This window comes from Halorubellus amylolyticus (assembly GCF_034808145.1).
Taxonomy (GTDB): Archaea; Halobacteriota; Halobacteria; order Halobacteriales; family Natrialbaceae; genus Halorubellus.
Window position 1 is genome coordinate 794,437 of record NZ_JAXHGM010000001.1, and the last position, 12,446, is coordinate 806,882.

At 70.0% G+C, this 12,446-nt stretch carries 15 protein-coding genes; 11 read left to right on the forward strand and 4 right to left on the reverse strand.

Annotated features, from left to right (window positions below; all coding sequences use genetic code 11):
- The first annotated feature begins 133 nt into the window (after positions 1-133).
- Positions 134-2,986, forward strand: coding sequence for a DUF2298 domain-containing protein (locus SM754_RS04010; RefSeq protein WP_323674916.1), 2,853 nt, complete (start codon positions 134-136; stop codon positions 2,984-2,986).
- Here the strand turns inward: SM754_RS04010 and SM754_RS04015 are convergent.
- On the reverse strand, positions 2,976-3,245 hold the full coding sequence (locus SM754_RS04015; RefSeq protein ID WP_323674917.1) for an HAH_0734 family protein: 270 nt from the start codon (positions 3,243-3,245) through the stop codon (positions 2,976-2,978). The two genes, SM754_RS04010 and SM754_RS04015, sit on opposite strands and share 11 nt — an antisense overlap.
- Positions 3,246-3,353: 108 nt before the next feature.
- On the opposite strand from SM754_RS04015, the gene SM754_RS04020 reads away from it, so the two are divergent.
- The 6 genes from SM754_RS04020 to SM754_RS04045 all read left to right on the forward strand — a co-directional run bounded on the left by SM754_RS04020 (position 3,354) and on the right by SM754_RS04045 (position 6,143).
- Positions 3,354-3,803 carry a hypothetical protein gene (locus SM754_RS04020; protein WP_323674918.1) on the forward strand — a complete coding sequence of 150 codons (450 nt, stop codon included), beginning with the start codon at positions 3,354-3,356 and terminating at the stop codon, positions 3,801-3,803.
- Between the two features lie 133 nt (positions 3,804-3,936).
- Positions 3,937-4,221, forward strand: coding sequence for a 50S ribosomal protein L44e (locus SM754_RS04025; protein WP_227131739.1), 285 nt, complete (start codon positions 3,937-3,939; stop codon positions 4,219-4,221).
- Between the two features lie 4 nt (positions 4,222-4,225).
- On the forward strand, positions 4,226-4,399 hold the full coding sequence (locus SM754_RS04030) for a 30S ribosomal protein S27e (protein ID WP_323674919.1): 174 nt from the start codon (positions 4,226-4,228) through the stop codon (positions 4,397-4,399).
- Positions 4,396-5,196, forward strand: coding sequence for a translation initiation factor IF-2 subunit alpha (locus SM754_RS04035; protein ID WP_323674920.1), 801 nt, complete (start codon positions 4,396-4,398; stop codon positions 5,194-5,196). Before SM754_RS04030 ends, SM754_RS04035 begins: the two co-directional genes overlap by 4 nt.
- Complete coding sequence (locus SM754_RS04040) at positions 5,197-5,379, forward strand: RNA-protein complex protein Nop10 (protein WP_323674921.1); 183 nt, start codon at positions 5,197-5,199, stop codon at positions 5,377-5,379.
- 5 nt (positions 5,380-5,384) lie between these two features.
- Positions 5,385-6,143 (forward strand): proteasome assembly chaperone family protein, encoded by a 759-nt coding sequence (locus tag SM754_RS04045; protein ID WP_323674922.1) that lies wholly within the window; start codon positions 5,385-5,387, stop codon positions 6,141-6,143.
- A 76-nt stretch (positions 6,144-6,219) separates the two neighbouring features.
- Here the strand turns inward: SM754_RS04045 and SM754_RS04050 are convergent, their stop codons facing one another.
- A complete protein-coding gene (locus SM754_RS04050) occupies positions 6,220-6,642 on the reverse strand; it encodes a hypothetical protein (RefSeq protein ID WP_323674923.1) in 423 nt (140 codons plus the stop codon).
- 197 nt (positions 6,643-6,839) lie between these two features.
- Here SM754_RS04050 and SM754_RS04055 point away from each other — a divergent pair, with 197 nt between their 5' ends.
- From SM754_RS04055 to SM754_RS04065, 3 genes are all read left to right on the forward strand, one after another.
- On the forward strand, positions 6,840-7,526 hold the full coding sequence (locus SM754_RS04055; protein ID WP_323674924.1) for a J domain-containing protein: 687 nt from the start codon (positions 6,840-6,842) through the stop codon (positions 7,524-7,526).
- Positions 7,527-7,618: 92 nt separating this feature from the next.
- Positions 7,619-8,563 carry an archaeosortase A gene (gene artA, locus SM754_RS04060; RefSeq protein WP_323674925.1) on the forward strand — a complete coding sequence of 315 codons (945 nt, stop codon included), beginning with the start codon at positions 7,619-7,621 and terminating at the stop codon, positions 8,561-8,563.
- Between the two features lie 22 nt (positions 8,564-8,585).
- Positions 8,586-9,326, forward strand: a complete 741-nt coding sequence (locus SM754_RS04065) for a metallophosphoesterase (RefSeq protein ID WP_323674926.1) — start codon at positions 8,586-8,588, stop codon at positions 9,324-9,326.
- A gap of 37 nt (positions 9,327-9,363) precedes the next feature.
- Here the strand turns inward: SM754_RS04065 and SM754_RS04070 are convergent, their stop codons facing one another.
- On the reverse strand, positions 9,364-10,629 hold the full coding sequence (locus tag SM754_RS04070) for an NAD(P)/FAD-dependent oxidoreductase (protein WP_323674927.1): 1,266 nt from the start codon (positions 10,627-10,629) through the stop codon (positions 9,364-9,366).
- A 107-nt stretch (positions 10,630-10,736) separates the two neighbouring features.
- Between SM754_RS04070 and SM754_RS04075 the strand changes: the two genes are divergently transcribed.
- Positions 10,737-11,930, forward strand: a complete 1,194-nt coding sequence (locus SM754_RS04075; RefSeq protein ID WP_323674928.1) for a threonine synthase — start codon at positions 10,737-10,739, stop codon at positions 11,928-11,930.
- A 137-nt stretch (positions 11,931-12,067) separates the two neighbouring features.
- On the opposite strand, the gene SM754_RS04080 is transcribed toward SM754_RS04075, so the two are convergent.
- Positions 12,068-12,445, reverse strand: a complete 378-nt coding sequence (locus tag SM754_RS04080; protein WP_323674929.1) for a helix-turn-helix domain-containing protein — start codon at positions 12,443-12,445, stop codon at positions 12,068-12,070.
- Between the last annotated feature and the right edge of the window lies 1 nt (position 12,446).

Consider the following 12,446-nt stretch of genomic DNA (forward strand, 5'->3'; position numbering starts at 1 on the left):
CCGCGTGGTGTAAAATCGTTCGCTTCGCGACAGACCACCGTCCGCGGCGGCCGTCCCCGACCGTCGCCCCGCCGCGCGGACGTGTTCGCGAGCAGAAAGCGTTTAGCCACCGCGCTCGCCTAAGTGGTGATAGATGGAGTACACGCTGGTCCTCGTCTGGCTGGCGGCCCTCGCCGCCGTGACCGCCGTCGCCACGCCGTTCGCGACACTCCTCCTCTCGCCGCTCCCGGACCGCGGGAGCGGCCTCGGGCTCCCCGTCGCAATCGCCGTCCTCGGCGTCGCGAGCTACTGGGTCGGGCAGGTCGCGTTCGGGTGGCCCGGCATCGTCGTCGCCGCCCTCGTCGTCCTCGCCGGGTCGGCGTACGCGCTCTCCCGCGGGCACGTCCCCGAGCGCGGCCCGGCCGTGGAGGCGTTCGTCGTGTTCGTCGTCGGCTTCCTGCTCGTCGTCGCCATCCGCGCCGCGGACGCGGCAGCGGACCCGTACGCGGGCGAGAAGCTGCTCGACTTCGGACTGCTCGCCACGCTCTACCGGGCGCCGGCGCTCCCGCCGGAGGACATGTGGTTCGCTGGCGAGCGCCTCCAGTACTACTACGGCGGTCACATGATCGCCGCCCAGCTCGGGCGACTCACCGGGACCGCGCCCGCGTACGCGTACAACCTTGCTCTGGCCGCGTACTACGGGTTCACCGTCGCCGCGTCGTACGGCCTCGCCCGCTCTATCGCGATGGCACGCGGTATCTCCCCGCGCCGCGCCGGTGCGCTCGGCGCCGTCCTCGTCGGTATCGCGAGCAACCTGTCCACGCCCGCGCGGGGTCTCATCCTCCTCGTCCAGCACCTCCAGCGACCCATCACGTTCAATGGGCCCGTGGACGTCCTGCTGGCACCGCTCCGCGTCCTCTTCCTCGTCGTCCCGAACGACACCGTGCAGGTCGTCACGCGCGAAGGCGGTGGTCGGTTCGTCGAGGTGCTGGGCTACCAGTTCTCGGGGCTCGCGGTGTCCGCGGACGCGTTCGGGTACTGGGCAGCGAGCCGCGTCATCCCGTGGACGATAAACGAGTTCCCGCTGTTCGCGTACCTGAACGGCGACCTCCACGCGCACATGATGAGTCCGCCGCTCCTGCTCGTGGCGGCGGCGGTCGCGTTCGCGTACTGGCAGGCGCCCGCGGCGGCGGTCTGGCGGAAGCGCGCGTACCTGTTCGCGGCCGCACCCGCGCTCGGCGGCCTGCTCGCCGTCGTGAACACCTGGAGCTTCCCGTCGGTCGCGGGAATCGTCGCGCTCACGACGGCGTTCGCGGCGGCTCATCCGGCGACCGTCCTCCCGGCTCCGGTCGCGGACCGGGTGCGTGCGATAGCGGACGCGTCCCGCGTCCACGAGGAGGTCTCGCGGCTCGTCGTCGCGGTCGGCCTCGCGGGGGTCGTCGGCGCGCTCTCGGTCGCGTTCGCGCTCCCGTTCTTCTCGGGCGCGACGAGCGGCCAGTACCCCGCGCTCCTCCCCGACCGGTCGTCGCTCGTCGGCCTCCTCCTCGTGCACGGCGCGTTCCTCCTCGTGACCGTCGCGTACCTCCTCGACCGGTCGCGCGTCGACCGAGACGCGCTCGAGACGGGGCTGCTCGTCGCCGTGCTCGCCGTCGTCGTGGTCGCGAACCTCGTCGTCGGCTGGGTCGGCGCGAACCTCGTCGTCGTCGCCATCGCTGGCGTCGTCGGCGCGCTCGCACTCGACGACCCGGTCCGGGACCGCGCGTTCGTCGCACTCGGCGTGCTCGCGCTCGTCGCGTTCGCCGCCTACCACGGGTCGCAGGTGGCGTTCGTCGCCGCGGGCGGCACGGCGCTGTTCGCGGTCGCGGCGGCGGCGTTCGCGGACGAGTCCCCGGAGCGACGCGCGGCTGTCGGCGTCGCGGTCGCGGTCGCCGTCCTCGGTGGCGTCGCGTGGGTGCTGAACGCGACCGTCCTCGTCGCCGTCGTCCCGGTGCTGCTCGCCGGAATGGTGCTGTTGCGGTTGCGGCGCGACGTCGGGTTCGAAGTGGTGCTCGTCCTCGGCGCGACCGGGCTCGTGACGCTCGTCGAGTTCCTGTACGTCGCCGAACGTGCCGGCCCCGGCCGCTTCAACACGGTGTTCAAGCTCTACTGGCAGGTCTGGGTGATGTGGGGCGTCGCCGGCGGCGTGATGCTCGCGGACGTCGCGTCGCGAGCGTGGCCGCGCTGGCTCGCCCGTCCAGCGCTCGCGCGAGCACCGACGGCGAGCGCGCGGTCGACGAGCGCGGACGGCGGCCGTGACGACGCCGGCGTCGACTGGGGGCGGGTCCTCCGGGTCGGGTCGACCGTCGGCGCGGCCCTCCTCCTCGTCTCGCTGTCGCTGTACGGCGGGTTCGCGCTCGTCGGGCACTTCAACGCGAACCCGAGCGAACACTGGGTGTGTTCGCGGAGCGGCGAGAGCGGTGCCGGCGACTGGACGCTGAACGCGAAGGACTGGAGCGAGGAGTGCTACCCCGATCAGGCCGCCGCCATCGAGTGGCTGAACGACCGCGAGGGCCGTCCCGTCGTCGTGGAGGCGCCGACGACCGGCCGGTACCTCTACGCGGATAACTCGCCGGCGTCCGGGCTCGTCAGTGGCGTCTCCAGTCACACCGGCCTGCCGACGATCGCGGGCTGGGCGCACGCGGCTAACTACCACACGCAAGCGGAGTGGGACGCTCGCGTCGCCCACGTCGAGACCATCTACGAGACTGGGAACGCGAGCGAGCGGGCCGCCGTCCTCCGCGAGTACGACGTCTCCTACGTCTACGTCGGACCGAACGAACGCTCGCGGTACGACGCCGCCGACCTCGCGGCCGACCCCGGTGTCGAGCGCGTGCAACGCTGGGGCGACGTCGTCGTGTACGCCGTCGACCGGGACGCCCTCGCCGGCGACGACGCCGAGAACGAGACGGTCGCGTCGCTACGGGTCGAGAGCGCGGCGAGACGGGGAGAAGTCGACCTCAGACGTTGAGCGGGTTCTTCTCGGAGAGCACTTCGACCGCCTCGGCCTCGACGCGGTCGACCTCGAGGTGATGCGGGATGTAGTCCCGGGTCTGGAACGCCTCGAGCTCGTCCTCGCTGCCGACGACGCACCACAGCTGGACGCGCTCGGGGCCGTGCCAGTCGCCCTGCCTGTTCACGTTGAAGACGTGCACCGACTCCTCGTCGTCGTAGGCGATGGTCGCGTCCTTCCGAAGGCCGGGGTCCCCGTCGATGATGAGTCGCTTCATGGCTCGCGGTTCGGATACGCCGCCATTAAGCGTGTCGAACCACCGCGCGGTACGGTTGGCGCTCACCCCACCCCTGGACAAGGTTCCGCACTTTCGGAAGTGAACTTAATGGTGTCGGGGTCCGATAGGAACGCACGGAGGGGGGGAGTCAATGGCAATCACAGGCAGTCTCAGCAACACGACGACGCGGAAGGACGGGGTTCGCGTCGACAAGGGTATCGAGTCGGACGACAACCACATACGGGTCCACTACCGGATTACGAGCACGCGCGACTCGAGGACTTCGCCGCGTACGCCGACGCGCTCGAAGCCATCATCGACGAGCACGGGACCGCGACCGAACTCGTCGACGGGCTCCGTCGGGACGTCGACGCCGCAACCGCCGACGTGAACGCGCTCGAAGCGACGCTCGACGACGCCAGCGGCGGCCACGCGAGGGTCGACGCACGACTCGACGCCGATTCTGCGGCGGCCGCCGGCTCCGCGGTCGACGCGGGACGCGCCGACAGCGCGGAGGCAGACGGCAGCCGACCCCTCGACGTCGACGACGAGCACTGACGCGCACCGACCGCCACCCCGACGCACTCCCGCAAGACCGCCCCTGCCGGTGGATTCCCCGGAGACCCGCCTTCGCCGTGAACCGTACCGGTTTTAAGCGCCCGCGAACAAACCCACGTCAAGGTAGATATCTATGAAGATGCCACGCCGGTTCAACACGTACTGTCCGCACTGCAACGAGCACCACGAGCACGAAGTGGAGAAGGTCCGTGGCGGTCGACCCACAGGCATGACGAAGGTCCAGGGCCGACAGCGCAAGCGCGCCATCTCCTCCATCGGTAACTCCGGGAAGTTCTCGAAGGTGCCGTCCGGCGAGAAGCCGACGAAGAAGACCGACCTCAAGTACCGCTGCAGCGACTGCGGGAAGGCCCACCTCCGCGAAGGATGGCGTACCGGGCGTCTCGAATTCCAGGAGTAGATCAATGGCAGGAAGTTTCATCACCGTCACGTGTCCGGATTGTGAGAGCGAACAGAGCGTCTTCGAGAAGGCCTCGAGCGAGGTCGCTTGCGCCGTCTGTGGGCACACGCTCGCCCACCCGACCGGCGGGAAAGCCGACCTCGAAGGTGAGGTCACGGGCGTCGTAGAGGCACGATGAAGTACAGCGGGTGGCCCGAGAACGGCGAGCTCGTCGTCGGCAAGATCGACGAGATCGAGGACTTCGGCGTCTTCGTCGACCTCGAGGAGTACGAGGACAAGCGCGGGCTCATCCACATCAGCGAGGTCGCGAGCGGCTGGATTAAGAACGTCCGCGACCACGTGAACGTCGGTCAGACCGTCGTCTGCAAGGTCCTCGACGTGGACGAGTCCTCACAGCAGATCGACCTGTCGCTGAAGGACGTCAACGACCACCAGCGTTCGGACAAGATCCAGGACTGGAAGAACGAGCGGAAGGCGGACAACTGGATGCTGCTCGCGTTCGGTGAGGACGTCAGCGACGACCAGTACGCGAGCGTGGCGAACGAACTCCTCGGCCAGTTCGGGAGTCTGTACGACGGGTTCGAGGAAGCGGCGATTCACGGCGAGAGCGCCCTGGAGAAGACCGATCTCGACGAGGACGAGGTCGCGTCGCTCGTGGAGACGGCCCGAGAGAACGTCTCGGTTCCGTACGTGAACGTCACGGGCTACGTCGACCTGGAGTCCTCGAACCCGGACGGCGTGGACGACGTGAAGGAGGCGATGCAGGCGGGCGAGGGCGACGACGAGGTCCCCGACGAGGTCGACCTGTCGGTGACGTACGTCGGCGCGCCCGAGTACCGCATCAAGGTGCAGGCGCCGAACTACAAGACCGCGGAGTCCGAGCTGGAGGCGAGTGCGGCGCGCGCTCGCGAGGCCATCGAGGCGGTCGGTGGCGAAGGCGATTATCACCGCGAGCGCCACACCGACGACGAGTAGATGCATTCGGACATCCGCGTCTGTTCGGCGTGGGCGTCCGCGCACGACCGACCGGTGTACACGTTCGCCGAGACGTGCCCGGAGTGCGGTGCGGACGCGGTGAACTCGGCGCCGGCGCCGTTCTCGCCCGAGGACCGCTGGGGCGAGTACCGACGCAAACTTAAGCGACGCGCCCGCGAGTAGCGCGTATGGATGCACTCGACATCGAGGTGGTCGCGGACGTCGAACTCGACGAGCCGGTGTTCCTCGAAGGACTGCCCGGTGTTGGGCACGTCGGGAAGCTCGCCGCCGAGCACCTGCTGGAGGAGTTGGAGTCGACGCTCGTGCGGCGCGTGTACTCGAACGACCTGCCGCCGCAGGTGGACGTGGGCGACGACGGCGTCGCGGAGTTGACGCACGCGGAGTTCCACGCGGTCGAGACGGACGGGCGGGACTTGCTCGTGCTGACCGGCGACCATCAGGCGCAGAGCAACGAGGGGCATTATCGGATGGCGAACGCGTTCCTCGACATCGCCGAGGCGTTCGGGTGCGAGTCGGCGTACGCGCTCGGTGGCGTGCCGACGGGCGAACTCATCGAGGAGTACGACGTGCTCGGTGCGGCGTCCAGCGAGGCGCGCGTCGAGGCATTGGAGGACGTCGGCGTGGAGTTCCGCGAGGACGAGCCCGCGGGCGGTATCGTCGGTGTGTCCGGGCTCGTGCTCGGGCTCGGCGGGCGCCGTGGGATGGACGCGGCGTGCCTGATGGGCGAGACGTCGGGGTATCTCGTCGACCCGAAGAGCGCGCGTGCGGTCCTGGAGGTGCTCGTGGAGTTGTTCGAGATCGAGGTCGAGTACGAGTCCCTGGAGGAGCGCGCGGACGAGATGGAGGACGTCATCGAGAAGATTCAGCAGATGGAGCAACAGCAGTCGCCGCAGGTCGCGGACGACGACCTCCGGTACATCGGGTAGGGAGTGTCGCGGTTCGGTGTTCTTCCGTCGAGCGACGGGGGAGAGCGGCGGCGCTGCGTTGAGGTGTCGTGTCGAGTCAGCTGGGGCTGAACGTCTCGACGGCGATGTCACCGTCGGTGAGCGTGATGCGGACGCTCTCGCGGTCGATGTACGTGGTGCGGGCGGTGCCGATGTCGGGGGCGGTGGCGACGACCTCGTAGGTGTCCTCGGTCGGGAGGACGCCGGGGCCTTCCTGTCGCCCGCCCGCGGAGACGTCGTACGTGAAGTCGACGACGAACCGCGGGCTCGTTCCGGTGGTCTCGGCTCGCGGGTCGCTGGTCGTGCCGTCGGTCGCGCGTCGAACGACGATGGTGACGGCGTGGGCGGTATCGGTCTCGTTCTCGACGACGAGGAGGTGTGGCGTCTCGGTGAGCGTCTGGCAGCCTGCGAGGCCGAGGCTGCCGGCGACGGCGCTGCTGGCGGCGGCCGCACGGAGGAGGTGGCGTCTCGGGACCTTCATGTCGTGTTCGTTGACGCGCGTGGGGTCAAAAACCGTGGGATGTACGGCTGTCGACACTCTCGCGTTCGTCGGTGCGAGGCCGCGGTCAGCGAGCGGGGTGTCGTCGGGTCCGCTGCCGTCGACGTGGATGTCGCCGCATCGACTGCTGTCGGCGTGGCACATTTGTGCGCGCGTCCCGTACCACCTGGCGAACAGTCGTGTACGGGGTCGACCTCTTCGAGTGGGTGGCGAGCCTGCCGCCGTGGGTACTGACGGGCGTGTCGCTGGCGGGTGCGTTCACGGTCGTCGCCGCGTGCACGTTCGCGGTCGCTGAGTGGGTGTTCGACGACCTCGGGCGAGCGCACGGTTCGGCATCGGGAGCGTCGGTCTCGAGCGAGGGTCGCCGTCGCGTCGAGATCCGCGAGTACCTCGACGCCATCGAGGAGGCGTTCGTGGAGGACCACAAGCTCGACGGGGAGGAGGTGGCGTTCTACCTGCCCGAGCGCGACGTGGCGGTGACGTTCGACGCGCAGGCGTACTTCCGGCTGCGGGCGACGAGCACGACGGCGGTGCTGTGCGAGCACGAGATGCACGGGCATCATCTCGGTGGCCGGTTGCCGTTCGAGGTGCCGGTCGTCGAGTGGTACGACGAGGATGCCGACCCGGAGGACGTCGTCCGGGACGCGTTCGACGTGCTCGGGCTGTCGCCGTCGGCGGACGTGGACGCGGTCCGGGCGGCGTACCGCGACCGCGTGAAGGAGGCGCATCCGGACCACGGCGGGAGCGAGGACGCGTTCGCGCGCGTCCGCGAGGCGTACGCGACCGCGGAGGCGCACGCCGACCCGGACGTCGACCCCGAGGGAGCGACGTCGACGCCGTCGACGACGCGTTCACGGGCCCCGTAGGCCGACCGGCGGTCGCGCGGTGCGTGCGCGGTCGTGACCGCCCTCGACGCGAGGGCAACAAGTCTATATGGCGACGCGACCTCCATTCCTGTATGTCGATTCCGCTGTCCGTCGAGTCCGTCAGCGTTGGCGGTGTCACCGTCGGCTCTGACCTCCTCGGGTGGCTCGTCCTCGCCGCGTTCCTCCTCGGTGCCGTCCTCGACATCGCTCGCCGCCGCGACGGCGCCCGGTACGCGTACGCCGGGGCGTGGGCGTTGTTCGCCGCGTTCTGGGGCGTCGTCGCGCCGCACTTCCTGTTCACGAAGGCGTCCGCGATCGAGGGCGTGCTCGCCATCGTCGCCGTCCCGGCCTGTCTCTACACGGGGTATCTGCTGTGGAACGGTCGCGACGGTCTGTACACGCTCTCGCGGGCGGTCTTCCTGATGGGCGTCATCTACTATCCGACGCAGGCGATACCGGCGGTCCGGCGGTTCCTCATCGAACTGGTCGCCGACCAGACGTACTGGGGCGTCCAGTTGCTCGGGTACAGCCCGGGGTACACGAACGGTCCGGAGTTCGGGTACCAGAACATGATCGTGTTCAGCGAGTTCGCGACGTACATCGTCTACGCGTGTACCGGTATCGGGTCGATGGCGATCTTCGCGGGCCTCATCGCCGCGGTGGACGCACCCGTCCGCCGGAAGGTGAAGTCGTTCGCGCTCGCCATCGGCATCATCTGGGTGCTGAACCTGTTCCGGAACGTGTTCGTCGCGATCGCGGCGGGGAAGGGCTGGTTCCAGCACGGGGCGGTCCTCGATCTGGCGGCGCTGGCGGGCGTCGAGGCGTCGCACGCGTCGTTCTGGTTCGCGCATAGCGTCCTCGCGCAGACGGGGTCGGTGTTCGCGCTCGTCGGCATCACGTGGATCGTTGTCCAGGAACTCCCGGAGATGCTGGGCGTCCTCGAGGAGGTGCTGTTCGTCGCGACGGGGAGCGAGTACGACCTGGAGAGCGCGCTGGACGTCGAGGACTCGGCGGTGCGTGCCGACGGCGGGGAATGACCACGAGTCCGTCACCGCGCCGATGACGGGTGCCGGGGCGACGTCGACGCCGGGTCGCGACGACCTCGCGTTCCGCGACCGCGCCGTCTACGTCTCCGGGAGCGACGTGCTCGTGCTCGCGGACCTCCACGTCGGGCGAGCGGACGCGAGCGACGTCGACTTCCCGGTCGGGGAGCGAGCGCACCTCCGGGACCGCTTGGAGGCGCTCCTCGACGCGTTCGCGCCCGAGACGGTCGTCTTCGCGGGTGACGTGCTCCATCGGTTCGAGTACGTTCCCGCGGTCGCTCGCGAGACGCTCGACGAACTCGTCGCGAGCGTCGCCGCTGCGGGCGCGGACCTCGTCGCGACGCCGGGGAACCACGACCCGCAACTCCCAGGGGTTCTCGACGCGCCCACGCCCGACTGTCATCGGTTCGACGACGTCGTCGTCTGCCACGGGCACGAGCCACCCGCGGAGGATGCCGCGTCCGCGAGCGACGTCGCGCTCTACGTCGTCGGCCACGACCATCCGACCATCGACATCGAGGGCCAGCGACGCCCGACGTACCTCTACGGTCCCGGGACGTACCGCGGGAGCGACGTCCTGCTGCTCCCGAGCTTCACAGAACTGGCAGCGGGCGTCGAGGTGAACGGGATGTGGACCGACGACTTCTCGTCGCCGCTGGTGACGGACGCGAACGCGCTCCGGCCGGTGGTGTACGACGCTGACGCGCGCGAACCGCTGTGGTTCCCGCCGCTCGGCGACCTGCGCGCGCACCTCTGAACGGACGGACGGGTGTCGACGACCGCTACTGGCGTCCTCAGGTGTCCGCGGCGACGGCCTCCGCGGCGACGCGCCCGCTCTCGAGCGCACCCTGGATGCTCGACCAGCGCGTGTGGTCGCCGGCGAGGTACACGCGACCGTCGGGGTCGCGGACGTCCGCCAGGTCGTCCTGGAAGCCCGGTGGCTGAGCGAACTGCGCGAACGAGAGTCGGTCGACGTGCCGGCACTCCAGGCCGTCGACGTGCCGTTCCGGGTACCACGACGAGAGCGTCGACCGGACCTCCTCGGCGAGCGCGTCGTCGCTCGCGTCCTGCTCGCCGAGGAAGGTCGCGGAGAGCACGTCGGCGCCCTCCGGCGCGTACTCTCGCGCGACCTCGGTGTGGTGGACGATCTGGTTCGGGCGGTCGTCCGCGGCGTTCAGGAGGATGCGACCCTTCGTTCCGAGGTCGAGGCCGTCCGGTGCGGCGAACCACAGCGTCACGCACGCCTTCCCGGTCGTCGGGACGTCGACGCCCGTCAACGCGTGCGCGGCGGTCGGGTCGGTCGCGACGACAACCGCGTCCGCGTCCACGGTCTCGCTGTCGACGGAGACGCTCGCCCCGTCCGCGCGCCCGTCGACCGTCTGGACGGGCGTATCGTGGATGACGTCCACGCCGGCGGCGTCGGCGCGCTCGGCGAGCTGTGCGGTGACGGCGCCCATGCCGTCTGCCGGGACGACGGTGCGGCCGCGCGAGAGCATCGCGAACGTGTACTCGAACACGCCGCAACTCGTCGACAGCGACCGGTCGAGCGTGATGCCGCCGTAGAACGGCGCGGCGAAGTGCTCGACGAACCGGTCGCTGAACCCGCGGTCCTCGAGGTACTCGCGGGTCGTCCGGTCGCCGTCAGCGAGAAGGGTCGCGGGGTCCTCGCCGGAGAGGTCCCGGCGCAGCGCGAGCGTCCGGAGCTTGTCACCGATCGTCACCTCGCGGTTCAGCGCCGACTCGACGATGGCTTCGGGGTCACCGAACGGGTCCGCGAGCACCGACCGCTGGCCGTCCCGAGCGATGATGGCGCCCGGCCGGAAGTCCCGGAGGTCGAGCGCGTCCAGGTCGAGCTCTCTCCGGACCGCGGGGTACGCGGTGAACATGACCTGGAACCCGCGGTCGAACGTGTACCCGTCCTCGCGACGCGAGCGAACGCGCCCGCCGACGTCGTGCTCGCGCTCGAAAACGGTGACGTCCGCGCCGCGAGCCGCGAGCCGTCGCGCGGCGACCAACCCCGCCAGTCCGCTCCCGACCACGACCACGTCTGCGTCGTCCATACCCGGCCGTTGGAGCGTCGACGGCATAACGACCCGGGGAATCCGTTCGCTCCTCGCCGGCCGCCGCGATGGACAGGGATTAGTCCCGGCCGTCCGAACGCCCGACCATGGATACGACGGACGGCTTCGTCGGCCTGGAGTGCGTCGACTGCGGCGAACGCTTCGACGCGGCGACCGCGACGCATCGCTGCCCGGACTGCGACGGCATCCTCGACCCGGCGTACGACTACGACGCCGTCGACCTCACGCGCGAGACGCTCCGCGAACGCCCGTTCGACTCGATGTGGCGGTACGAGGAGCTCCTCCCGTTCTCGCGCGAGACCGCGGTGTCGATGGACGAGGGCGCGACGCCGCTCGTCGAGTGCCCGTCGCTCGCGGACGAACTCGGCGTCGGGTCGGTGTACGTCAAGGACGAGGGCCGGAACCCGACGGGGACGTTCAAGGACCGCGGGCAGTCGCCGGCCGTGACCGCCGCGGTCGAGCACGGCGCGACCGACGTCGCGCTCGCCTCCGCGGGGAACGCGGGGCAGGCGGCGAGCGCGTACGCGGGCCGCGCCGGCCTCGACTCGCACGTGTTCCTCCCCGCTCGGTCCGGGTTCACGAACAAGGCGATGGTGAACGTCCACGGCGGCGACATGACGGTCGTCGGCGGCCGCATCGACGACGCCGGGGAGGCGTACGCCGAGGCGATGGACGAGCACGACGACTGGTACTCGGTGAAGACGTTCGTCACGCCGTACCGCCACGAGGGCAAGAAGACGATGTACTGCGAGATAGCCGAACAGCTCGACTTCGAGGCGCCCGACCACGTCGTCTACCCGACCGGCGGCGGCGTCGGCCTCGTCGGGATGCACAAGGCCGCCGGCGAGTTCCGCGACCTCGACCTCGTCGACGACGAGCCGGCGTTCCACGTCGCACAGGCCGAGGGCTGCGCGCCGATCGTGAAGGCGTTCGACGACGGGACGGAGCGCCACGAGCCGTGGGACGTCCCGGACACAATCTGTGGCGGTATCGAGATTCCGGACCCGGGCGCGAGCCATCTCGTGCTGGACGCGGTCCGCGAATCCGGCGGGCGCGCGGTCGCGACGAGCGACGAGGAGATACTCGACGCCGCCGTCTCGGTCGCGCAGAACGAGGGCGTCGAGATGGCGCCGACGTGCGCCGCGGCCGCCTCGGGCGCGTGGGCGCTCGCCGAGGACGACGCGTTCGACGACGACGACACCGTCGTCATCGTCAACACCGGGACCGGGAACAAGGAGGCCGACGTCCTCCGCAGTCACCTCATGGGCAAGGGTATCTGACCCGACGGTCGGCTCGTACCACCGCGCGACTGCGTGGTCGGCGCAGGCGCGGTACGGACCGCAAAGCGGCTACGAAGCGTCGAGCGTCGGTTCCTGCCGCGGATGGACGTGTTGGGGCGTTCGATGGACGACGGTGGTCAGTCCGCCATCGAGTGCGCGCGCAACTGGTCCGCCGCGTTCGACTCCGCCTCAACGTCGACGGTCGCACCGGAGCCGACGGAGATCGTGAGGTCGACGTGTCCCGCGATATACTCGCGTTCGTGCGACCCGGACGACGACAGCCGGAGGCGTTCGTCGAGCAACGCGGCGTCGGTGAGCGTGTCGAGCTTCCGGTACGTCGTCGACGTCGGGAGGTCGCACGTCTCCGCGAGTTCGCTCGCTGACAGCGCCTCGTCCTCGACCGCCTGGACGATGGCGCGGCAGTCCTCGTCCTGGAGCGCCGTGAGGAGCGCGTCGGTGTCGACTTCGGTCGTCTGCTCGATACCAATCTGGTCGGGAGCACGCTGTGCGGACATG

Bases quoted from the DNA above. Each gene is read 5' to 3' on its own strand.
- SM754_RS04010 (WP_323674916.1), top strand. From the start codon at position 134: ATGGAGTACACGCTGGTCCTCGTCTGGCTGGCGGCCCTCGCCGCCGTG.
- SM754_RS04045 (WP_323674922.1), top strand. From the start codon at position 5,385: ATGGATGCACTCGACATCGAGGTGGTCGCGGACGTCGAACTCGACGAG.
- SM754_RS04035 (WP_323674920.1), top strand. From the start codon at position 4,396: ATGAAGTACAGCGGGTGGCCCGAGAACGGCGAGCTCGTCGTCGGCAAG.
- SM754_RS04015 (WP_323674917.1), bottom strand. From the start codon at position 3,245: ATGAAGCGACTCATCATCGACGGGGACCCCGGCCTTCGGAAGGACGCG.
- SM754_RS04050 (WP_323674923.1), bottom strand. From the start codon at position 6,642: ATGAAGGTCCCGAGACGCCACCTCCTCCGTGCGGCCGCCGCCAGCAGC.
- SM754_RS04070 (WP_323674927.1), bottom strand. From the start codon at position 10,629: ATGGACGACGCAGACGTGGTCGTGGTCGGGAGCGGACTGGCGGGGTTG.
- artA (WP_323674925.1), top strand. From the start codon at position 7,619: ATGTCGATTCCGCTGTCCGTCGAGTCCGTCAGCGTTGGCGGTGTCACC.
- SM754_RS04030 (WP_323674919.1), top strand. From the start codon at position 4,226: ATGGCAGGAAGTTTCATCACCGTCACGTGTCCGGATTGTGAGAGCGAA.
- SM754_RS04065 (WP_323674926.1), top strand. From the start codon at position 8,586: ATGACGGGTGCCGGGGCGACGTCGACGCCGGGTCGCGACGACCTCGCG.
- SM754_RS04025 (WP_227131739.1), top strand. From the start codon at position 3,937: ATGAAGATGCCACGCCGGTTCAACACGTACTGTCCGCACTGCAACGAG.
- SM754_RS04040 (WP_323674921.1), top strand. From the start codon at position 5,197: ATGCATTCGGACATCCGCGTCTGTTCGGCGTGGGCGTCCGCGCACGAC.
- SM754_RS04075 (WP_323674928.1), top strand. From the start codon at position 10,737: ATGGATACGACGGACGGCTTCGTCGGCCTGGAGTGCGTCGACTGCGGC.
- SM754_RS04020 (WP_323674918.1), top strand. From the start codon at position 3,354: ATGGTGTCGGGGTCCGATAGGAACGCACGGAGGGGGGGAGTCAATGGC.
- SM754_RS04080 (WP_323674929.1), bottom strand. From the start codon at position 12,445: ATGTCCGCACAGCGTGCTCCCGACCAGATTGGTATCGAGCAGACGACC.